Raw genomic sequence first — 21,497 nt, 5'->3', positions numbered from 1 at the left:
TTCCTCCTATTAAATAAAATCTATCATTCCATAAACAGGCAACAAAATGGATAAATACGCAGCCAAAATACAAATTGCTAATACGCCAAATAACACAGGTTGGACAAAAGACAAAGATTTCGTCAAGGACGCTTCAGTCTGTTCATTCAGCAAATCACTATAAATCAATAGCTCCCTGTCTAAATGTCCGCTTACCTCTCCATGCGAAATGTATGTAGGAAAATCATCCATAAAACAATCTGCTATCTGAACTGCTTGTTTCAAAGAATCTCCCAATAGAATGGATGTGTATATATTTGCAGATATAACTTGCAAATAAGGTTGGTAATTTTGTTTTTTCAAAACATCCAAAGCATGTTGCAAAGATAATCCACTGGCTAATAATGTCCCAAGTTCCTGTGAAAAACTTTTCGTCCAAAATAATTTCATCCAATTGGATAAGATGGGTGTTTTTAATAAGATGGATAATTGACGTGCATAAGAATACCGTTGAATTCCCCACCGAAACAAAAACACCATGATAAAGACCAACAGACAGACAGTGACTAACACATCTGGCAAATGCAGCAATAAGCTTGTCCAACTCATCGTGTTCGAAGATGCAGTATTCTGTCTGGAATTTGCAAGCAACTGCATGTTTGGTAAAAAATAAGTACGAAATGCCAAAAACAACCCTGCCAGCATACAAAATAAAAATACAGGATACATGACCACTTTTTTAAGGCTCGCTTTTGCCCGATCCAGCATAGCAATGTGCGTATGAAGACAAAGTAGCGCTTTCTGTAATTTTCCATGGGATTCCGCCATTTGGATAGATAATAAATTACTCTTGGGAATTCCTAATGTCATCAATAACGTGGTGACTCCATCTCCATTTTTCAAGTTGGCCGCAAGTTTGTTGTGTGCTTCTTCACTTGCTTTTACATGGTGAGGCAACAGCATCACCAAAGAATCGTAAAATGTGTATCCTTCAGACAAGAGCGTAGAGAGTCTGTTTAAAAACTGGGCTTGTTTTTTCCTGGGTATTTGACAATCTCGTACTTCAATACGTGACGGGAGAAACTTTAATGACACCCAGTTTCACTCCTCGCTCGTACTGATTGGAAAGCGTATACTTTTGTGGCATGTTAAAAGATCCACCTATTTTTATCGTATGGATTGCTTCTTCAAGAGTTTGACCATACAGAATTTCATACAAAGAAGAGCGGTTCGGCGTTACCCGATCACCTTCCCTATCATATGAAGTGATTACTAGTTGTTGGCTTGTAATTCCAAGAATAGATTGTTGTAAGTCATCAATCGGAATCCCCAAATCCATTAATCGATATAGACATCCAATCGGATTCTTGGCATGTACAGTCGTAATAACTAGATGTCCTGTTAAAGATGCTTGAACAGCTGCTTGGGCTGTTTCTGAATCACGAATTTCTCCAATCATTATGACATCTGGCGAATGGCGTAATATCGCTTTCAAACCTGCAGCATAGGAAATTCCAGAACGTTCGTTCACTTGTATTTGAAGCAAGTGGGATTGACTGTTTTCCACCGGGTCTTCCAGGGAAATGACATGCCGATTCAATTGATGCGTACTATAACTTGTAAGTGAGTACATGGTTGTCGTTTTCCCACAGCCAGTTGGTCCGGTGATGCATATCAAACCTTGACGGGACATCATTAAGTCATGCAGTAATTTAGCTGCATCCTGATAAAGAGCAAGTTCTTGTAATGGTTTAGAATCATCATGCAATTGAATTCTAATTACAAGACTTTCTTTATTTTGAACAGATGGTAAAGTCGAAACGCGGAAAGAACATTCTTGTGTATTGAAGATTTGTTGGAATGAACCACTTTGAGGTTTTCGTTTTTCACTGATGTCAAGAGAGGATAAAAACTTGAAGTAAGAAATCATACGATCCCCGATGTCCAGGTGAAGCTTACCTGCTGGGACCAATTTTATGTGTAAGCGAAAATAAATTGTATACCCTCCTGATGTAGGAATTAAATGAATATCAGAAGCCCGTGCTAATACTGCTCGATTAATCAACTCTTCACTTTTTTGTTCAATAATATTCTGTAATTCATTCATGTATAAGACCATTCACCCAAAACAGGTTAGGACCGCTCATACCCTGTTCTCGACATTATAAAGTCATAAGCATAAAAAATATATATTTTTCAGCAAAATAAAAATTCCCCACCTTTTAAGGCAGGAAATTTTTATTTTGCTACTAATAATGCGTGGAATAATTTACTTTTGCGTCAAAAGGAACCCCAATGTTCCGGTTGATGCCCTACCACTAATTACTTGCCATCTGTCAAAATCGGTCTTCTTAATAACTCTGGATTTTCTATCATCAATTCAACCACTTTTGATAATGGCAAGTCATCGATATTCAGATTCAAGTCTTTAAATGATTGACTGCGGGTAGCTAGAATTTCATCAAGACCTTCCATTATCATCGACAAAAGAAAAGATACTTTTTCAACAGTTGGCATTTGAGGGAATTATATGTCTTTCTTCGAATCTAATCTGGTTAGAGATTAAATGATGGATAAGTATAGAATGTAAAATCAACCCTTAATATTCCTCCAATTCCCTTTTCATTTGTTATACAATTTGTAAAACGTTTTCAACTAACATAAGAAACATCTTTAAAAACTTTTTAATATCGATTATATTTGGACATACTTAACTGATCAGAAAATTTTTTGGTCTTTTTTCAAGTAAGAATTCACAACTTCCACTGTTCTGTCACATTCTAAAGACATTCAAGAGTTTACATCTGGGAACCGAATCATCTATAATGAGGTAGAGATTATTGTATAGTTGTAAAAGGAGGGGACTACTCATGAACAATATGTATAAAGTGATGGGTTTCTGGACAGGAATTTTCGCAGTTATGTTTTATTTAGGTGATATGTATTCGGCATCATTATTATTTCTAGCGAACACAGGTTTATTTATTCTTTTAGGTTTCTTAAACCTTTCAGAGCGTATGTACATTTACATCTTCGGAGCATATTTAACGGTGTTTTTTGCTGGCTTCACTTACTATACGACATTTATTCACGTACCTGGTGCTGGACACTGATCAAGATTATAAAAAGACAGTCATTTCATATGACTGTCTTTTTTGTTTGGGATTTTTGGTCTCCACAAAAACCGGTTATTTAACTATGGACACACGCTCTTTGTCAAAATCCATTAAGAAACGGATTATTGCCCATTTCTTCTGCAGGAGTCGTAGGATTACCATGTCCAGGATAGTAGATTGTTTCTTCTGGTAAAGTAAGCAGCTTATTGTGAATAGAATTAATCAACTCTTTATGGTTACCATAAGGAAGATCCGTTCTCCCTATGCTGCCTTGGAACAATGTATCGCCAACAATTGCGAAACCGTCTTCTTCAAACCAATAGGAAATGCTTCCAGGTGAATGACCAGGAGTATGGAACATCTTACATGAAAACGGTCCGATTTCCAACTTACCATCTGCATCAATCAATACATCTGCTGGTCTTCCTTCCACTAAAGGCAATTCGCGAAAGCGTGCTGAACCATTTTTAGTCGAATCAGAAAGCCAATTTTTTTCTGCCTGATGTATATAGACCTGAACATTGAACGTATCACGTACTACATCGACAGCTCCAATATGATCGAAATGAGCATGCGTTAAAATAATTGCTAAAGGCTTTACCTGTAATCTCCGCAATTCTTTAATTAAAGCATCTCCTTGTTCACCTGGATCAAAGATCAAACATTGTTTTTCTTTATTGGTTACCACATAGCAATTGGTCTGTAATGGACCCAGTGGGAACGTACGTATATTTAACATGTCAATCACCTCAAGATTATTGTAGCAGAAACTCTGTCGGCATTCTCGCAGTTCATATATCCGACACTTTTTAATCCTCGACAAATCATATATAAAAACTTATAATAAGGTAGAAAACTTGTACTCGGCATTCATTTTCTGATGTCAAAAGGAGTGTCTATAATGAACTTATTAATGGTTATTTTTGGCCTGGTTGCTATCTTTGGTGCAATTGGTTCTTACCAAGCATTTAAAGAGAAAAACCTTTTAGGATTAGTCTTCAACGTAGGAACTTTTGCAATTTTTGGATGGTTCACAGTGATGACGATTTTAGAACACGGATTTCCACCAGCATTACACTAATACCATAAAAAAGCTGACGTTCACACGAACGTCAGCTTTTTTTATATTATGTCTCCGATAAACTAAATGGTTACTTATCGTAGGCGCAAAGTACTCTCTCAATTTTTATTCAATCATCACAGTTTTCTTTAACTGATCTTAAAAATATTTAGTTCCAATTAAATTATCGATTAATAGTGGCACGTGGGCACCCTATTTATTATTCCTGCAATGTAATCCAAGGCAATGTTTCACCACTTTTAACCTTTAGCAAATTTTCTAATTGAACTCCTGTTAAACAATATTGGCCAGATGGATTGCACGAAAAGGATTCATAAGGTCCTTTCAATATTGTTTTCATAGGCTCAGTAATAGACAATTGGACAAGATCAAAGTCTGATGGAATATCATCCATTAAACCTGATTGAGACGCTTCATATGTCAACATAGTTCCATCACTAAGCCATTCTATTTCTGGAACAAACCATTGCGAGTAATTACTGATGGCCGGCAACTCGAACGTTGTAGATTTCCCATCCCGATACCGTATCAGTGTGTACAAAAACTTTTGCTGATCATCTGAAATACTTACTCGCACTTCAACATCATTTGTAGCCGACACGTGAATAATATTGGTAGCGTCCGACTCAGCTTCCTTCATCGTCACGGTATTCACTTCACGTAATGTTCCACCACTTAATGAATCGTTTTCTGGCCAATTAATAGTGTATATAGAGGATTCTTTTCCCCATTTACCAAATGGATCATTTGTTTCAAAGCGTTTCATTTCTTTTGTTCCGCTTGAATAGACAAAAGAATCAAACGTCCAGTCTTCATAAAATGCACTGAAAAAAATTTCATCAGCTTGAGTTGGATGCCAGTCCCAATACAATTCGGATGATTCGATCGTTAACTTGTCCAATTCCTGACCTGCCAACGAATAAAAATGTATAGACGCGCTCAATGAATTACTGGACGTTACAATAGCAATTTTAGACAAGTTCGGATGAATCCTCGCTTCAATGATAGGTTCTGAAATAGTAAAGATAATTTTGTTAGCCCCGGTTTCAATATGATAGGAATTAATTTGATAGTCTGATTGTTGTCTTGTTATATAGAGAATCTCTTCGTCAGAAAGCCAGCCAATCACGCAATCAAAATTTCCGTTCAGCTCTGATAAAGGTAAAATAGTATCTTCTTTATTTGGTTGTTCTTGTTCAGGGGAAATTGATTTTTCCGGTAAGAACGGTTCTGAGACATTCTGCTGGCAACTTGTTAAAAGAAGCAAAAGAAATATACTGTAGTATCGAATGCTTCGTCTCATAACCATTCCCCCTTTCCTATATACAAGTAGTACGTATTGAATCGATATGTGTTTCAATAAATAAAAAAAAACGTCAAAAAGTGATTCTACACTTTTTGACGTTTTTAACAGAATACATTATTTACGTTCAGCAGTCTCATCAATTAGCAGGTTGCCTGTTTTTTCATCGTAAAAACGAAGCAAATCCCCATTGATGATTTGATCTGAGTATCCAAGTTCTTCTGCCGCCCGTTCAATGTAAGGTGCACAAGCTTTAGCTTCTGTTTCTAAACCAGTTTCCTTGTCGTAACATACATTTCCTGCATAAACCACTTTATCAGTAACAAAGCGACCATCACGGAATACAACAAATTCTTCATGGTCTTTAGAAAAGATATCTGCACCCATTTGCATATCTTTACTTGTGTCTACACCCAATAAATGTAGAATAGTTGGACGAATGTCGATTTGACCAGCAACTTCTTCAACAACTTTACCCTGGTTCGATCCAGGAATATGAATGAACATTGGTACACGTTGTAATTGAGCAGTTTCAAAAGGTGTAATTTCTTTTCCTAAATATTGTGCCATCGCTTCATTATGGTTTTCAGAAATACCATAGTGGTCACCGTACATGACAATGATTGAATCCTCGTATAACCCTTTAGCTTTCAAGTCTTCAAATAAAGATTTCACTGATTCATCCATGTACCGTACTGTCTGGAAGTAACGATTCAATGTTCCTGAATTTGAATTGTATTCAGGAATAAATTGATCTTTCTCTTCCAAATGGAAAGGATAATGATTCGTCAATGTAATCAATCGTGAGTAGAAAGGTTGTTCCATTTCAGCCATATGATTAACTGATTGTTCGAAGAAAGGTATATCTTTCATTCCCCAGTTAACTGAATCGCCTTCAGCAATATCGTAACTTTCCACATCATAGAATTTTTCAACATTCAAGGCATTATACATAATGTCACGATTCCAGAAACTCTTGTTATTCGCATGCATGACATTTGTGAAATAACCTTTTTCATTTAATGATTCGGCCATTGAATTGTAAGTGTTCCCACTATTCGTAAAGAACACTGCGCCTCCACCTAATGGGTAAAGGCTATTCTCTACCACGAATTCAGAATCGGAAGTTTTTCCTAATCCTGTTTGATGGTAGAAATTCGGGAAGTAATACGTATCTTTGTCTTTCGTTAATTCATTCAAGAAAGGTGTAATAACTTCACCGTTCATTTCTTCATTCACTACAAAATTTTGAAGTGATTCAAGTGAAACAACAATTAAGTTTTTGCCTTCAGCAGTACCAAATACTTCGTAATTAGGTTCTGCTTGATTTGATCGTACATAGTTATTGACTTCTACTAGTTCGCTGCCATCAGCTAATGCTCGCTGTGCATGAGATTTCGATTGAATGTAAACATCGTATATATGATAATTATACATTCCGATATTCTTCACTAATAATTCACGGTCAAAACTTCTAGTTAACAATTGTGGACGCTCAGTTTCTGCTAATCCTAAGTTCAGGAATAAAACTGCTGCTGCCAACACAAAATATGCTCTACGGATAGCTGGTCTTACAACTTTAAATTCTGTCACTTTCGGCAACCATTTAATTGCCGCAAATAATAACGCAACATCAACAAAGTAGAATACATCCGTGAAGTAAATACTTTCGGCTGCAGATGCACCTAAGTCTCCGAAATTGCTCGTTTGGAACAATACCGGAAGTGTGATGAAATCGCTAAAGAAACGGTAAAATGCGACGTTGGCGTATAAAATCACCGCTAATATTGTACTCGTAATTAATAAATATCGATTTCTGGCTTTAACGGATTTAAAGAATAATGAGATACCATACACAAAAAGCAAAAAGCTTAATGGATTTATAAACAAAATTACTTCTTGCATGACATTTTCAATTTTCATATCAAAACTCGTATGGTATACCACATAGGTTTTAATCCAAGTCATTAAAATGGCTAGAGCCAAAATCGAATGTTTAGGTATTTTTATGTTCTTCATTCCTAACATCCTCCTTATCACTTTCAAACTTTGAATTTTTCAGCAAAAAGTCATCGTGCAATCCCATTTATAAGAATGGCAACGACTGACCTCCACATGAATTATTTAATTTCCCGTAACAAACGGTAAGAGCGACTTTATTGCAGAAAGTCTATTTTATTCAACAAAAGAAAGAAACATTAGTATATCTTAATCCTTTTTTTACAACCATGCAACTTTCTGTTAATAATTCAAGAGTAAAATAGTCAGATGTCTATGCTCCTTCACCTGGTTACCCCTTATAAGACGGATGAAACATATAAAAGTTTCGTTTTTGTTAAAAAAAAGTAAATTTTTTTCAAGCCACCCCTATATTTTACCAAAAACAAAAACAACCTGACTACTTTCGTCAGATTGTCTTTACATGGTCTTTACATGTTATTTTATGTTTTTGTCATTTAAACGTGACCGTTCTTGCCGAATTAATAGAATAGCCATCTGAAAATCCTGCGTTTCCATTATATGCGAGTTATACAATTCGCGAATTTCATCTTCCATTAACAATAAATCAGCCTGTCGGTCTGTTGTGTAGATAAAAGTTCCATAGCGTTTTAAATATTGAAGAACATCATAAATTGATTTCATACTTTCACTCCGTTTTCATACATACAATCCGTTTTGTTTCGGTCAAGATACATTGTACTGGTAAATCAAATTGTTCGATAGGAACTTGTTCAACAATCTGTCTGTCAAAAGCCATCGCGATTGTTGATCCTGTGTATGTACTTAAATAACGATCATAGTAACCTCCACCAAAGCCAATACGATATCCTTTTGGATCAAATACGACTCCCGGAACAATGTGTACATCAATTTGAGGCGTATCCAGTTTAGTTGTAAGGGCTGGAATCGGTTCTTTTAGTTTCATATACACTACCTCAAGTTGATTAAAGGAGGTTATTTCAAAATAAGTCATTTCCCTTGTGGCGGGATGACACTTCGGAACGGCCACTCTTTTCCCTTGTTGCCAAAACTTTTCAATTAATTTCCATGTATCTACTTCAGGAAATGCAGATAATGTGATACCGATTACTTGTGCTGTTTTGACCGTTTCTTCCATTAATACTTTTCTATGTATCATGCATGAATGGTTTTCATGTTCCTCTGGTAATAAATTATTTAAATCGTTTAAGATAGCTTTTCGAATTGTCGTCTTTTCCAATAATATTCCCTCCATGAAAAAAACCAAAACCTGAGCAGGTTTTGGTTAAATGGTTTTATTTTGTTTCACGGTGTAAAGTCATTTTCTTTTCACGTGAGCAATATTTTTTCATTTCAAGACGTTCCGGGTTGTTACGCTTGTTTTTCTTAGAAATATAGTTGCGCTCGCCGCAATCTGTGCAAGCTAGTGTGATGTTAACGCGCATCATTATCCCTCCCACTCTAATCAGGAATCTTTTAAATCTTATGAGCAATGATTTATACGACTAACCTATTATATCATACCTCATTGAAAAATCTACTACCAACTGTGAAATATTTCTCGACATAGAAAGAGAAAGACAAAACGTGTCTTTCTCCGTCCATTTACTTATTCAGTTCGTAATGACGACCTTTGACCAAATAAAATAATTGTTCCGCTATATTGGTTGCATGATCGGCTGATCGCTCCAAATAACGGCATACAAATGACAGTTGCGTAACTTGACTTAACATTTGCGGATTATCAGCGCCAACTTTTAAAAGTTGTTGAATGGTTTGGCCATACAAATTATCCACTTGATCATCAAGCTCAGCAATCTTACGTGCATCTTCAATATTTTCTTCGATAAATGCTTTCATTACTTCCGTTAGCATTGTAATGGTTTTAGACCGCATTTCTTCGATATTCTTGATAGGTGAAACAAAATCGGCTTTACCAATACGGATATTTTCTTTTGCAATATTGACAGCATAATCTCCAACTCGTTCCATATCATGGGCAGCTTTCAATAATACAATCAATCTACGCAGATCCGTAGCAACCGGTTGCTGTTTTGCCAACAATAAAATGACACGGTCATTAATTTCTTCTTCCAAGCGATTAATATGCTTGTCATTTTCAATGATTGATAGGGCTACATCGACATCGTGGCTTAATAATGCATCAATTGATTTATTTAACGTAGAAATGGCTAAATTGCTAAGCATTAAAAATTGCTCCTGAACACCTCTTAGCTCGTGTTCGAATTTTTCTCTTACTACCATTCAAATTCCTCCTTCTTGATCATCCAAAGCGTCCTGAAATGTAATCTTCTGTACGTTTGTCAGAAGGTGTAGAAAAAATTGTGTCAGTCTTATCAAACTCGATGACTTCTCCATTTAGGAAGAAGGCAGTTTGATCTGAAATCCGTGCAGCTTGTTGCATATTGTGCGTGACAATGATGATGGAATAATTTTTTTTCAATTCCTGTACAAGTTCTTCCACTTTAAGCGTAGATATCGGATCAAGAGCAGAAGTTGGCTCATCCATTAAAATCACATCTGGTTCAATTGCAAGAGCACGTGCAATACAAATACGCTGTTGTTGTCCACCCGAAAGACCGTATGCATTTTCGTTCAATCGGTCTTTCACTTCATCCCAGATAGCCGCTCCGCGAAGACTTTGCTCGACGATTTCATCCAGGGTTTTTTTGTTTTTAATACCATGTATACGAGGACCATAGGCAATATTGTCATAAATTGATTTTGGGAATGGATTTGGTTTTTGAAAAACCATCCCCACTTTTGTTCGCAACTCTTCAACCCCGTAATCGGCATCGAAAATATTTCGATCCCTGTAAATGATTTCACCAGAAGTCTTTACTGAAGGTACTAATTCAACCATACGGTTCAATGTCTTGATATATGTCGATTTCCCACAACCTGAAGGTCCGATAATTGCAGTCACTTCATTTTCTTTGATTGCTAAATCGATGTTCTTCAATGCGTGGTGCTCGCCATACCATAAATTTAATTGGCGCGTATCATATACAATGTTTCTATCTATCGTTTCTGGTTTAGTGCTTGTTGAATTTGTTGTTTTTTGTTTGTTTACATTCAGTTGAACCATTTTGAAACCCTCCCGTGCCGAATCGGCTTAATAACGTTTTTGGAATTTATTTCGAATGAACACAGCAATTGAATTCATCAGTAACAAGAAAATCATTAAGACGATTATTCCTGCTGAAGCTACATGTTGAAATGCTTCCTGTGGACGTTTTGCCCAGTCAAAGATCTGCATTGGCATTGCAGTAAATTGACTAAGTAAATTTTCTGGCAAGAATTGAATAATAACTGGTATACCAATTACTACAAGTGGAGCTGTTTCGCCAATTGCTCTGGATAAAGCTAAAATTCCACCGGTTAATATACCCGGAATCGCTGAAGGCAAGACAACTTTGACAATGGTTTGCCACTTGGTTGCGCCCATTCCATAAGAAGCTTCTCGTAAATGATTCGGCACTGAACGAATGGATTCCTGTGAAGCTACGATAATAACAGGCAGAATGAGCAAACTCATCGTAAATCCGGCAGCCAGAATACTATTACCTAAAGCTAATGCTCGTACAAAAATCGTTAAACCGAGTAAACCAAACACAACAGATGGTACGCCAGCTAAATTCGCGATATTCATGCGAATGAATTGTGTGATCTTGTTTTTCTTAGCATACTCTTCTAGGTAAATTGCTGAACCCACACCTAAAATCAAGGATACTGGTGCAACAACGGCCATCATCCAAAGTGATCCAACCAATGCCGCTTTAATCCCTGCTTTTTCAGGGAACCGCGAACCAAAGTTTGTAAAGAATTCAGGAGTTAAATACCCCACACCTTGACTCACAATACGATAAAAGAGTACTGCCAGCGATAACAAAGCAAATAATGTGGCCATGAAAAATATGGTTTTAAATATTTTATTAACAATCATCCTGCCACTCATTCGTTTAACCACGGATGTATGATCGATATATTTCATCTTAATATTCCTCCCTAAAGCGTTTTGAAATCGCATGAGCTAACCAGTTCATGAGAAGCGTGAAGAGGAATAAAGTAAATCCGACTGCGTAAATCGAATAATAGATGGTCGTTCCATATCCAGCATCACCGGTTGAAACTTGTACAATATAAGCAGTCATTGTTTGAATCGAGTCTGTCATATCCAAATCGAATCTTGGTGTTGACCCTCCTGCCAAAGAAACAATCATAGTTTCTCCGATAGCACGTGACACAGCAAGAACGATGGAAGCCATAATACCTGATAAGGCTGCAGGTAATACTACTTTGATAGCCACTTCAAGTTTTGTTGCTCCCAGGGCTAACGCCCCTTCACGAATAGAGTTCGGTACTGAAGACATGGCGTCTTCTGAAAGAGATGCAATCATGGGCAAAATCATAATTCCCACTACAATACCAGGACTTATTGCATTAAAAATCTTCAGTTCAGGTATAAATTGTTGCAGAAAAGGTGTGACGAAAGTTAAGGCAAAAAAACCATAAACAATGGTAGGAACTCCTGCCAATACTTCAAGAACTGGTTTGATTACCCGACGCATATTGTCACTTGCATATTCACTTAAATATACAGCTGATGCTAAGCCGAATGGCACCGCAACCACGACAGCAATCAGTGTGACTTTAAGAGTCCCCGCAATTAACGGCAAAATTCCAAAGAGTGGTTCGTTATTTGAGAAAGGCAACCATTCTTTCCCGAGAATAAAATCAAGGAAAGGAACGCGCTGAAAGAACTCAAACGTTTCGAAAAGCAAAGTGAATACAATACCAAACGTGGTTAATACTGAAATTGAGGCAATTATGAAAAGAATAACTGGAATTGATTTTTCTATCCATTTTTTTCCTTTCTTACCTTTTTGCTTTGCAATCATCTGCTGGACAGATAATTTGGAAGCTTGTTCATTTGAAGCCATTTGAAATCCCCCTATACGTAAGAAAAGTGAAAATGCGAAACCCTGGCATTCGGATTAACCGGAAGAACAGGCTCAATAGTTGGCTGTCGCTTACGTGCGATTTGGCGTTCTCACGTTGACTTATCAACTGTCTCTTCAGCTTTCTTATCAATTAACATGAGAAGAGAGTAGCACCAGTGCTACTCCTTCTTAACCGCTTATTGCAAAACTTACTTTTTACTTCTATTAATGCTTTATTTTAGTGCTTCTAAAGCTTTAAGATCTTCTTTATAAGTTTCTTCAGGAGATCTTACATAACCGACAGCTTCAGCCATATCCCCAGCATTTTCAACCGTATACTTCATGAAATCATATACTGCTTCATTGTCTTTTACTGAAGAGTTTTTAACATAAACAAACAATGGACGTGAAAGTGGTTTATATTCACCAGACTCGATTGTTTCGTTAGTTGGTTCAACTCCATCAATAGTTACAACGTTCATTGTATCTTTGTTAGCAAGGTAGTAAGCATAGCCAAAGAATCCAATTGCATTTTTGTCTCCTTTTACACCTTGTACTAAGACATTGTCATCTTCAGAAAGTGTTGCTGATTTTACGATATCTGCATCTTCAAGAATGACTTCATTGAAGTAGTCAAATGTACCAGAATCAGTTCCTGGTGAGTAGAAAACAACTTCTTCATCTGGCCATTCAGGATTAATATCAGACCATTTTTTTGTTGTTCCATCTTCTACCCATAATTTTTTAAGATCTTCTACTGTTAAATCTTTAGCCCAATCGTTTTCTTTATTTACAACGATTGATAAACCGTCATACGCAACTTCTAATTCAGTAAAATCAATACCGGCTTCTCCAAGCTTAGCCGACTCTTCTTCTTTAATTGGACGTGAAGCGTTTGAGAAATCTGTTTCTCCGGCAATGAATTTTTCAAAACCGCCACCTGTTCCAGATACACCAGCAGTTACTTTAACGTCTGGTTGAACAAGTCGATACTCTTCAACTAATGCTTCCGTAATCGGAGCAACTGTAGATGAACCATCACCAGAAACTGAGCCAGACAGTTGTTCTGTCGCTTCTCCGTTTCCTTCTTTATCCTCATTACCACATGCACCAAGTAAAAGTGCCGAGCCAATCATTGTTGACATCATAAAGAATTTCAAGTTTTTCATCTGTCTAGTTCCCCCTAAGGTTGGTTGTTGTTTTCCCTTACAAACAATACTTTAAACGTTCTATGTTGAGGACATATAAACTGAATGTAAAGAAATTGTAAACAAAAAAAGACCATGATATTGAAGTTATCATGGTCTTTTTTTTATATATTATTCAACTGAATTTTCGGTATCTTCATCTATTTTAGTATCTGTAAATGCTGGTTTAATAGTTTTCAGTGTTGATGATTCGTTTTCTTCAGTTTTGCCATTTTCCTTTTGTATCGCAAAATAAGCATCGACGACTTCACGGGCAAGAATTGTTCCCGTACTTTCATACACGCCATTATGATATGGCGCCCATGGAATCATGACGGCATAAGCGATTTCAGGATTATCAAATGGTGCAAAACCGATGTGTGTGGAGTTGATTGTATTGTCTCCCCAGTAATCTTCTTTCGGCCCGTAATAAACTACTTGGGCAGTTCCGGTTTTCCCGGCAGCCTGGTATGGCGCATCCCCAAAATATGATCTCGCAGAGCCTTGATTGCCGTAGTAAACAAGGTTCATCCCTTTTTTGATATGTTCTATTTCACTTTGCGTATTGTGAATACGATTCATTACGGTCGGACCTATTTCTGTGACAAGTGGACCCATCGTAATGCCGTCAGAAGAAGGTTTTCTGATTTCTTTCACAACATGTGGTTGAATACGACTTCCGCCGTTGGCAATCGTGGATACATATTGCGCCATTTGTAACGGAGTATATGTGTCAAATTGACCGATCGTTAAATCCAGCAGTTTCCCTGCCTTCAATTCTTTCCCTTTAAATCCGGTAGCTTCGCCAGGTAAGTCAATCCCTGTTGGAACACCTAAACCGAATTGTGCATAGGAATTACGTAGCGTACCAAATGCAGCCTCATCAATATTGATGGATTGGTCAGGTCGGTAAATGGCATTGGCTAAACGGAAACCAATTTTAAACATATAAACGTTCGAAGACCTTTCAAGTGCCTGTAGGTCACTCATGAGAATTCTTGAAGATCGATTAAAAATCGAACTTTTCGGCTTTGTACCTTTAATTCTAATCGGTTCATCCACCAATTTTTCGTTCATTTCAAGAACATCTTGGTCGTAACCAGTGAGAATTGTTGCCGGTTTAATGACTGAGCCTATTTCATAGGAAGTGGTGAACGTTCCATATGCATAATCATTGACTACCTGTTTACCGTTCTTATCTTTCCCAAGTTGTTTTCCTACCATTGATATTACTTCACCTGTATTTGGATCCATTACAACAACAAAGGCACGGTCCAATAAGTTTGAACCATTTTTCTTTTTCAATTCCAAAAGTTTCGTTTCTACTAAACTTTCAACTTTCGCTTGAAACTCGCTATCGATTGTTAACACTAGATCTTTTCCAGGTTGACCTTCAAAGACTGTTTCCGTTTCGGTTACTGTACCTTTTCCGTCAGTAATATTTTTCACTACGGTTTTCTGACCTTGTAGGATATCTTCATACTGCTGTTCAATATAACTGCGACCAACCCGGTCATTTCTCGTGTAATCACGTGAGATATAATAGTCCAGTTGGGACCTTGGAATCCCTTCTTTCGGGGATGTGGTACGACCTAAAATAGCAAGTGGTGATTTAGGAACTCGAACCCAATCAGTCGTGGTATTGACTCCTACCATTTCTGTCAATCGCTCAGAAACACGTGCAAATTCTTCAGGTGTCACATTTTCACTTTTAATGATTTGTGGTGATAATGCATACCCCGATGCCATTTCGCGATATATTGCCAGAACTTCAAGTTGCTGCTCAGTTATAGTGGCAAGTTCTTCTTCTGTAATCCGCTCTCTAACCAATTTGTCGATTTGAAGCTGCATATCCGCTGACGAAAGTGTTTCGTCCGCCAATAATTTGTTTTCTTCTTTCTTGGATACTTTTTCATAAGCTTCTTCTTTATGTAGTTGAATCCAATAATCCTGTTTATCCCGCAATGTCACACTGTCTGGCTCTTTCTCGATTAACTTTGCCAACTGTTCAGCAATTGTTAACATTTCTTCTTGTTTGGTCGTTTGCAATTTTGTATACGTAATTGCATTTTTAGGTTCATTATCTACTAAAATACGCCCTGCACTATCATATATTCTTCCTCTGGGAACACTTGTATTAACAGGTACCTCTTCCGTTCTTTCCAGTTCACGGACGAAATCTTCTCCTTTGACAATCTGTAAATATCCGAGGCGTAAAATGAGGATAGAGAATAACAAAAAGATGGAGAAAAAGAGGATATTCATTCGAAATGCGACATTTGCGAGGTGTTTTGCCTTTGCACTTGCCGCTCTCTTTTTTGATGTTTTGCGCACTGCCGCAGTCCTCCTTCTAGCTTTCTAACTGTAATGTAGTATATCATTTTGCGCAAAAAAACACACACTCATTTAACGAAATGAGTGTGTGTTATGTTTCATTTATCGATAATTTGTCTAGCTTCAAGCGCCAGCTCGCACCTCCGCTTCAGTAACTCATTCGAAAACAGGTTTTCGATTCGTTACTTCCACCGTCGGGGTCGAGCTAGAGTGGCGCTTTACGCTTTTCTTATTGTCTGGCTTCAAGCGCCAGCTCGCACCTCCGCTTCAGTAACTCATTCGAAAACAGGTTTTCGATTCGTTACTTCCATCGTCGGGGTCGAGCTAGAGTGGCGCTTTACACTTTTCTTATTATTTAGCAGATTCGTATCGTTTTGATACTTCATCCCAGTTTACTACATTCCAGAAAGCGCCAATGTAGTCAGGACGACGGTTTTGATAGTTTAGGTAATACGCGTGTTCCCAAACATCTAAACCAAGAATAGGTGTAGAACCTTCCATAATCGGAGAGTCTTGGTTTGGTGAAGAAGTTAATTCTAATTCACCGTTTTTAACTGATAACCAAGCCCAGCCAGAACCGAAGCGAGTTGTTGCTGCTTTAGCAAACTCTTCTTTGAATGCATCAAAGCCACCGAATTTCGCATCAATTGCTTCAGCTAATGCGCCTGATGGGTTTCCACCACCGTTAGGAGATAATAATTCCCAGAACAATGAATGGTTGGCATGACCGCCACCGTTGTTACGAACTGCAGTACGAGCTGATTCAGGAACTGCATCAAGGTTTGCAATCAATTCTTCAACTGATTTGCTAAGAAGGTCATCGTGACCAGCAAGAGCGTTGTTAAGATTTGTTACATATGTGTTATGGTGTTTCGTGTGGTGAATATTCATTGTTTCTTTGTCAATATGTGGTTCTAGTGCGTCATACGCGTAAGGGAGTTGTGGTAATTCGTAAGCCATGTGTCATTTCCTCCTAAAGGATCTCTAATTAGTTTTTACATTTAATAGCGTATCAAAATAAGTTCTCTCGTTCAAATATTATCAATGCAATTTTGTGAATTCAGACTTTCGACTGAATATCAGACAACCCAAAAGAAAATGACAATCATGACGATCTGCACGATACCCTTTGTAATAACCGAAGTCAGGAACCCAATTACTGATCCAAACCCAGTTTTAATTGCTTGTTTGATGGATGTGCGAGCAAAGAGGAGCTCGGCAATAATCGCTCCTAAAAATGGCCCTAGAATAATTCCTGCAAACGGCAAAACAATAGGTCCTATTAATAACCCAATTGTACTCCCCCATATACCAGCTTTACTCCCACCATATTTTTTCACGCCGAATGCATTAGCCATCATATCGGCTCCAAAAAGTAAAATGACAAATAATACTTCAATTAACCAGAACCACCAAGGGAGGTCAGCGAACGAGAAAAACACCCCATATAATAAAAATCCACCTACAATAAAAATTACAGATGGAATAATTGGGTAGACGAGTCCAATGAATCCAATAGCAAAACTAATAATGATAAGTCCCCAGCCAACAATTTCCATGATTTCCCTCCAATAAAAAAATTCCCTCTTAATCGTGCCTTACATTTTGCAAGATGTAAAGCACCAGAGGAGATGTCATTTTATGCTCTTTTACCTAATACGGCCTCCGCAATGTTGACAGCGTGATCGCCGATTCGTTCCAGATTACTAACAATATCCACAAAGACCATCCCCGCTTGAGGTGAACATATGCCTTCATTTAGACGTAAAATATGCTTTTTACGGAATTTACGTTCCATTTTATCAATTAAATCTTCCTGCTCCGCTACTTCACGTGCCAATCCAAGGCTGTTTGTGTCCAATGCTTCCAATGCTTTTTCAACAGTCCCTATCGTTAATGTGAACATTTCTGTCAAATCTTTAATCGCATCGTCCGTTAACTTAAGACGGTTAACTTCCTGGTAGTCTATCAACTCAATAATGTTATCAAAATGATCACCAACCCGTTCGATATCACGAACGGTTTCCATTAACATAATATGTCGAGTAGAGTCTGCTTTGGAAATAGATTCAGCTGAAATTTTCACTAAATAATCCGTGATTTTGTTATCCAGATTATTAATAGCGTCTTCTAGCTGGTAACCCGTTTCTGCATGTTTTTTATTATGTGTTTTCAAATAGTCAAAGGACTCCTGCAATCCTTGAACACTGAAGCGACCCATACGCAAAATTTCTTCTTTTGCTTGTCCGATAGCAATGGAAGGAGCTGTCTCGATAAAGTGAGGATCTAAATGCTTCGGTTTATATTCTATTGTTACTTCTTCGCCCGGAATTAATTTCGTTACAAGGTATGCCCATGCACCGATGAATGGAAATTGAATAATGGTGTTGGCTACATTGAACGTACCATGTGCAAAAGCAATTTGCATTTTTTCTCCTATATTTAAAACGCCAGACAACCATTCAACATACATAGTGAAAGGTTCTAAAATCATCATAAATATAATTGTACCTACCACGTTAAATAAAACGTGTGTAGCTGCTGCGCGTCGAGCTGCAATCGAAGCACCAATTGATGCGAATACAGCTGTAATGGTTGTTCCGATATTATCTCCGAAGAGAACCGGTAGTGACGCATCCAGATTTAAAACCCCTTCTGAATACAAACCTTGAAGAATTCCGACTGTTGCACTTGAACTTTGAACGATTAATGTAAATACCGTTCCGACAATTACGCCTAGAATGGAATGTTCTCTCATATTGACGGTTAAATCGATAAATGCTGGCAATTCACTAAGAGGTTTCATTGCCCCGCTCATTAATTCCATTCCTAAAAACAAACCACCGAAACCGAAAATAACTTCTCCCAAATTTTGAATCTGGCTTTTCTTGAAAAAGAAAATCAGGAAAGCACCAATTGCCATAACGGGCAAAGCGTATTCTCCCACATCAAACCCTATAATGAAAGCAGTGACTGTTGTACCTATATTGGCTCCCATGATGACACCGATTGCTTGTTTTAACGTCATAAATCCAGCACTGACAAGACCTACGGTTATGACAGTCGTACCTGAACTGGATTGAATTAAAACTGTAACCGCAATCCCGACTAAAACACCCATGAATGGGTTCGTCGTAAATCGATCTAATATGTCACGTAAGCGATCACCTGCTGCTTTTTGCAGGCCGTCACCCATGTATTTGATAGAGAACAAGAAGATCCCTAGACCTCCAATGAATTGAAACATCATTTCTTGCCAATTAAGTTCCACTATTCAACTTCAACCCCTGTATGTACAATTATCAACAGTCCCCATTATGAAGAATTGTGCAAATGATTGTAAAGAACTTCATTAAATATTTACAAGAACTTAACATTTAGAGCTTTGTACGTAATTTGTACAAATAATTCTTAAAATCTATCTTTGGAAAGTAGTATGATAGCTTATAAGGAGTGATTTTCTTGTCAATCATGCAACTATTCTTAGCTTCCATAACCAACCCGAAAAAAATTGCCGCTTTCCGGCTTCTGCCCATCGGCAAAGTCCTTTTATATGTGTTTTTATTTGTCACCATTCTGTCTATCCTTTCGTTCATACAATTTACGTCTGGATGGGAAGATGACTCTTCTTCTATAGATGGTTTGCTAGATTATGTAGAAGACATGGAATGGATTCTGTATCCCTTTGCCTTTATTACTCAATTTATCATGTCCACTCTATTATTGTTTGTCCGGATCAGTATAATGGCTTTCGTCGGAATGATGATCTTGAAAGTTTGGAAACGCCGAGGAGATTACCGGCATGTTTGGCGCACCACAGCATTTGCCTATACTGCACCAACTGTGCTGTCAATTGCTTTCTTATTTACAAACCTTTCAGACGGATGGATTACCATTAGCACTTCAATCGTATGTGTAATCTATTTAGTGCTCGCCCTAAAATATTATCCCAAAAAATAAGTATATTCCTTCTTTGTTCAGCATAAGTTGTTGTACAAAGGGGGGTTTTTTTATGCGCATTATTGGACTAGCAATCTCAATATTATTGCTTTCTTATATTATTAAGGTAGATTTACTCGATGGCACAATCTCATTGGCTGCTTTTACAAAGACTGRACCTGATTGCGTTCAACAAGAAGAATATGATGTGTTTCCGGTTCAAGCTCTCGAAGGTGATACCGTATTGTCATTGTTTGGCGTGTACCCTTCAGAAGTATGGGTGAGCTTCCCTGAACGGTTGGAAGCTTTCTATAAAGAAAATCCACATTTGCGTAATCAAGCATTGCAAGCAGGCGAAATAATAAATGTTCCAATTTACAAAGACACGCCATTATCTTGCTCATAATTTTCCAAGTAATGTTTCTTCCTTGTCATATCCTTTTCATGACTGCTAAAATAAAGAATAGTGAAGGCTTTGAGCCCGAAAAGGAGAGAATTTTCATGAGTGAAATTATTCACCGTTCCAAAACTCGACCGGTTCGTGTCGGCGAAATTACAATTGGTGGCAGTAATGAACTATTCATACAAAGTATGACCACAACAAAAACACATGATGTTGAAGCAACAGTTGCAGAAATTCTGCGTCTGGAAGAAGCGGGATGTCAAATTGTTCGCGTTGCATGTCCGGACGACCGTGCTGCTGATGCAATTGCTGAAATTAAAAAACGTATTCATATTCCACTTGTTGTAGATATTCATTTTGATTATAAATTAGCATTGAAAGCCATTGAAAATGGTGCGGATAAAATCCGTATCAATCCGGGTAACATTGGTCGACGTGAAAAAGTGGAAGCTGTTGTTAATGCAGCTAAAGCAAAAGGCATTCCAATCCGTATTGGTGTAAATGCTGGATCGCTTGAACGCAAAATCATCGAGAAGTATGGCTATCCTACTGCCGATGGTATGGTTGAAAGTGCACTGCATCATATCAAAATACTAGAAGACTTGGATTTCCATGATATTATCGTATCTTTAAAAGCTTCTGATGTAAGTTTGGCAATTGAAGCTTATGTGAAAGCTTCACAAGCATTCGACTACCCGCTCCACCTTGGGATTACGGAATCAGGTACATTAGTCAACGGATCAATCAAGAGTGCTGCCGGACTTGGTGCACTATTAAGCCACGGAATCGGTAACACATTGCGAGTGTCTTTGAGTGCAGATCCAGTCGAAGAAATAAAAGTTGCACGTGAGTTATTAAAAGTGTTTGGACTTTCATCAAATGCAGCAACATTGATTTCATGCCCAACTTGCGGTCGAATTGAAATCGACTTGATTTCCATTGCGAATGAAGTGGAAGAATACATTTCCACTATTAAAGCACCGATTAAAGTCGCTGTTCTTGGTTGTGCGGTAAATGGACCAGGGGAAGCCCGTGAAGCCGATATCGGCATTGCAGGTGCTCGTGGCGAAGGATTGTTGTTCATGAAAGGAAAAACAGTCCGCAAAGTGCCAGAAGCAACTATGGTAGAAGAATTGAAAGTGGAAATCGATAAGATTGCACAAGAATACTTCGACAAGCAGGAAAAAGAAAAATTAAACGCGTAAAGGAGT

23 protein-coding genes are annotated in these 21,497 nt (G+C 37.7%); 5 read left to right on the top strand and 18 right to left on the bottom strand.

Going from position 1 to position 21,497, the window contains the following annotated elements; genetic code table 11:
- Nucleotides 1–9 precede the first annotated feature (9 nt).
- From comGB to AC1DSK_RS06570, 3 genes are all read right to left on the bottom strand, one after another.
- Complete coding sequence (comGB, locus tag AC1DSK_RS06580; protein ID WP_477547224.1) at nucleotides 10–1,074, bottom strand: competence type IV pilus assembly protein ComGB; 1,065 nt, start codon at nucleotides 1,072–1,074, stop codon at nucleotides 10–12.
- The gene (gene comGA / locus AC1DSK_RS06575) at nucleotides 1,043–2,086 is read right to left on the bottom strand and encodes a competence type IV pilus ATPase ComGA (RefSeq protein WP_477598115.1); all 1,044 of its coding nucleotides are present in this window, start codon (nucleotides 2,084–2,086) and stop codon (nucleotides 1,043–1,045) included. The genes comGB and comGA overlap by 32 nt, the downstream gene beginning before the upstream one ends.
- A gap of 215 nt (nucleotides 2,087–2,301) precedes the next feature.
- Nucleotides 2,302–2,496 carry an ArsC/Spx/MgsR family protein gene (locus AC1DSK_RS06570; RefSeq protein ID WP_477547222.1) on the bottom strand — a complete coding sequence of 65 codons (195 nt, stop codon included), beginning with the start codon at nucleotides 2,494–2,496 and terminating at the stop codon, nucleotides 2,302–2,304.
- Nucleotides 2,497–2,849: 353 nt separating this feature from the next.
- Here AC1DSK_RS06570 and AC1DSK_RS06565 point away from each other — a divergent pair, with 353 nt between their 5' ends.
- Nucleotides 2,850–3,092, top strand: a complete 243-nt coding sequence (locus AC1DSK_RS06565) for a DUF2626 domain-containing protein (protein WP_024534515.1) — start codon at nucleotides 2,850–2,852, stop codon at nucleotides 3,090–3,092.
- A gap of 103 nt (nucleotides 3,093–3,195) precedes the next feature.
- Here AC1DSK_RS06565 and AC1DSK_RS06560 read toward each other — a convergent pair whose 3' ends face one another.
- The gene (locus tag AC1DSK_RS06560; RefSeq protein ID WP_477547221.1) at nucleotides 3,196–3,834 is read right to left on the bottom strand and encodes an MBL fold metallo-hydrolase; all 639 of its coding nucleotides are present in this window, start codon (nucleotides 3,832–3,834) and stop codon (nucleotides 3,196–3,198) included.
- Between the two features lie 162 nt (nucleotides 3,835–3,996).
- On the opposite strand from AC1DSK_RS06560, the gene AC1DSK_RS06555 reads away from it, so the two are divergent.
- Nucleotides 3,997–4,176: a DUF2759 domain-containing protein gene (locus AC1DSK_RS06555; protein ID WP_016426938.1), complete on the top strand. Its 180-nt coding sequence runs from the start codon at nucleotides 3,997–3,999 to the stop codon at nucleotides 4,174–4,176.
- Between the two features lie 199 nt (nucleotides 4,177–4,375).
- On the opposite strand, the gene AC1DSK_RS06550 is transcribed toward AC1DSK_RS06555, so the two are convergent.
- The 14 genes from AC1DSK_RS06550 to AC1DSK_RS06485 all read right to left on the bottom strand — a co-directional run bounded on the left by AC1DSK_RS06550 (nucleotide 4,376) and on the right by AC1DSK_RS06485 (nucleotide 19,215).
- Nucleotides 4,376–5,479 (bottom strand): YqgU-like beta propeller domain-containing protein, encoded by a 1,104-nt coding sequence (locus AC1DSK_RS06550; protein ID WP_477547220.1) that lies wholly within the window; start codon nucleotides 5,477–5,479, stop codon nucleotides 4,376–4,378.
- A 117-nt stretch (nucleotides 5,480–5,596) separates the two neighbouring features.
- A complete protein-coding gene (locus tag AC1DSK_RS06545; protein ID WP_477547219.1) occupies nucleotides 5,597–7,498 on the bottom strand; it encodes an LTA synthase family protein in 1,902 nt (633 codons plus the stop codon).
- Nucleotides 7,499–7,915: 417 nt separating this feature from the next.
- Nucleotides 7,916–8,122: a YqgQ family protein gene (locus AC1DSK_RS06540; RefSeq protein WP_477547218.1), complete on the bottom strand. Its 207-nt coding sequence runs from the start codon at nucleotides 8,120–8,122 to the stop codon at nucleotides 7,916–7,918.
- A gap of 4 nt (nucleotides 8,123–8,126) precedes the next feature.
- Nucleotides 8,127–8,699 carry a 5-formyltetrahydrofolate cyclo-ligase gene (locus AC1DSK_RS06535; RefSeq protein WP_477547217.1) on the bottom strand — a complete coding sequence of 191 codons (573 nt, stop codon included), beginning with the start codon at nucleotides 8,697–8,699 and terminating at the stop codon, nucleotides 8,127–8,129.
- Between the two features lie 55 nt (nucleotides 8,700–8,754).
- On the bottom strand, nucleotides 8,755–8,904 hold the full coding sequence (gene rpmG, locus AC1DSK_RS06530; RefSeq protein ID WP_016426933.1) for a 50S ribosomal protein L33: 150 nt from the start codon (nucleotides 8,902–8,904) through the stop codon (nucleotides 8,755–8,757).
- A 160-nt stretch (nucleotides 8,905–9,064) separates the two neighbouring features.
- Nucleotides 9,065–9,724, bottom strand: a complete 660-nt coding sequence (gene phoU / locus AC1DSK_RS06525) for a phosphate signaling complex protein PhoU (protein WP_477547216.1) — start codon at nucleotides 9,722–9,724, stop codon at nucleotides 9,065–9,067.
- Between the two features lie 19 nt (nucleotides 9,725–9,743).
- Nucleotides 9,744–10,568, bottom strand: a complete 825-nt coding sequence (pstB, locus tag AC1DSK_RS06520; RefSeq protein WP_477547215.1) for a phosphate ABC transporter ATP-binding protein PstB — start codon at nucleotides 10,566–10,568, stop codon at nucleotides 9,744–9,746.
- Nucleotides 10,569–10,595: 27 nt separating this feature from the next.
- Nucleotides 10,596–11,474 carry a phosphate ABC transporter permease PstA gene (gene pstA / locus AC1DSK_RS06515; protein ID WP_477547214.1) on the bottom strand — a complete coding sequence of 293 codons (879 nt, stop codon included), beginning with the start codon at nucleotides 11,472–11,474 and terminating at the stop codon, nucleotides 10,596–10,598.
- Nucleotide 11,475: 1 nt separating this feature from the next.
- Nucleotides 11,476–12,423, bottom strand: a complete 948-nt coding sequence (gene pstC / locus AC1DSK_RS06510; RefSeq protein ID WP_477547213.1) for a phosphate ABC transporter permease subunit PstC — start codon at nucleotides 12,421–12,423, stop codon at nucleotides 11,476–11,478.
- 233 nt (nucleotides 12,424–12,656) lie between these two features.
- Nucleotides 12,657–13,592, bottom strand: a complete 936-nt coding sequence (locus AC1DSK_RS06505; protein WP_477547212.1) for a PstS family phosphate ABC transporter substrate-binding protein — start codon at nucleotides 13,590–13,592, stop codon at nucleotides 12,657–12,659.
- Nucleotides 13,593–13,742: 150 nt separating this feature from the next.
- Nucleotides 13,743–15,944, bottom strand: coding sequence for a peptidoglycan D,D-transpeptidase FtsI family protein (locus tag AC1DSK_RS06500; RefSeq protein WP_477547211.1), 2,202 nt, complete (start codon nucleotides 15,942–15,944; stop codon nucleotides 13,743–13,745).
- 351 nt (nucleotides 15,945–16,295) lie between these two features.
- A complete protein-coding gene (locus tag AC1DSK_RS06495) occupies nucleotides 16,296–16,904 on the bottom strand; it encodes a superoxide dismutase (RefSeq protein WP_477547210.1) in 609 nt (202 codons plus the stop codon).
- Nucleotides 16,905–17,023: 119 nt separating this feature from the next.
- Nucleotides 17,024–17,503, bottom strand: a complete 480-nt coding sequence (locus tag AC1DSK_RS06490) for a DUF456 domain-containing protein (protein ID WP_477547209.1) — start codon at nucleotides 17,501–17,503, stop codon at nucleotides 17,024–17,026.
- A gap of 80 nt (nucleotides 17,504–17,583) precedes the next feature.
- On the bottom strand, nucleotides 17,584–19,215 hold the full coding sequence (locus tag AC1DSK_RS06485) for a Na/Pi cotransporter family protein (RefSeq protein WP_477547208.1): 1,632 nt from the start codon (nucleotides 19,213–19,215) through the stop codon (nucleotides 17,584–17,586).
- A 200-nt stretch (nucleotides 19,216–19,415) separates the two neighbouring features.
- Between AC1DSK_RS06485 and AC1DSK_RS06480 the strand changes: the two genes are divergently transcribed.
- The 3 genes from AC1DSK_RS06480 (at nucleotide 19,416) to ispG (ending at nucleotide 21,491) form a co-directional block, all read left to right on the top strand.
- Complete coding sequence (locus AC1DSK_RS06480) at nucleotides 19,416–19,904, top strand: DUF1189 family protein (protein ID WP_477547306.1); 489 nt, start codon at nucleotides 19,416–19,418, stop codon at nucleotides 19,902–19,904.
- A gap of 52 nt (nucleotides 19,905–19,956) precedes the next feature.
- Nucleotides 19,957–20,289 (top strand): hypothetical protein, encoded by a 333-nt coding sequence (locus tag AC1DSK_RS06475; protein WP_477598112.1) that lies wholly within the window; start codon nucleotides 19,957–19,959, stop codon nucleotides 20,287–20,289.
- 95 nt (nucleotides 20,290–20,384) lie between these two features.
- Nucleotides 20,385–21,491, top strand: coding sequence for a flavodoxin-dependent (E)-4-hydroxy-3-methylbut-2-enyl-diphosphate synthase (ispG, locus tag AC1DSK_RS06470; RefSeq protein WP_016426921.1), 1,107 nt, complete (start codon nucleotides 20,385–20,387; stop codon nucleotides 21,489–21,491).
- Nucleotides 21,492–21,497 lie beyond the last annotated feature (6 nt).

Source organism: Paenisporosarcina sp. P4_B8 (assembly GCF_056402175.1).
Note: the sequence above shows the minus strand (reverse complement) of the source record. Positions and strands in the feature narration are given on the sequence as shown.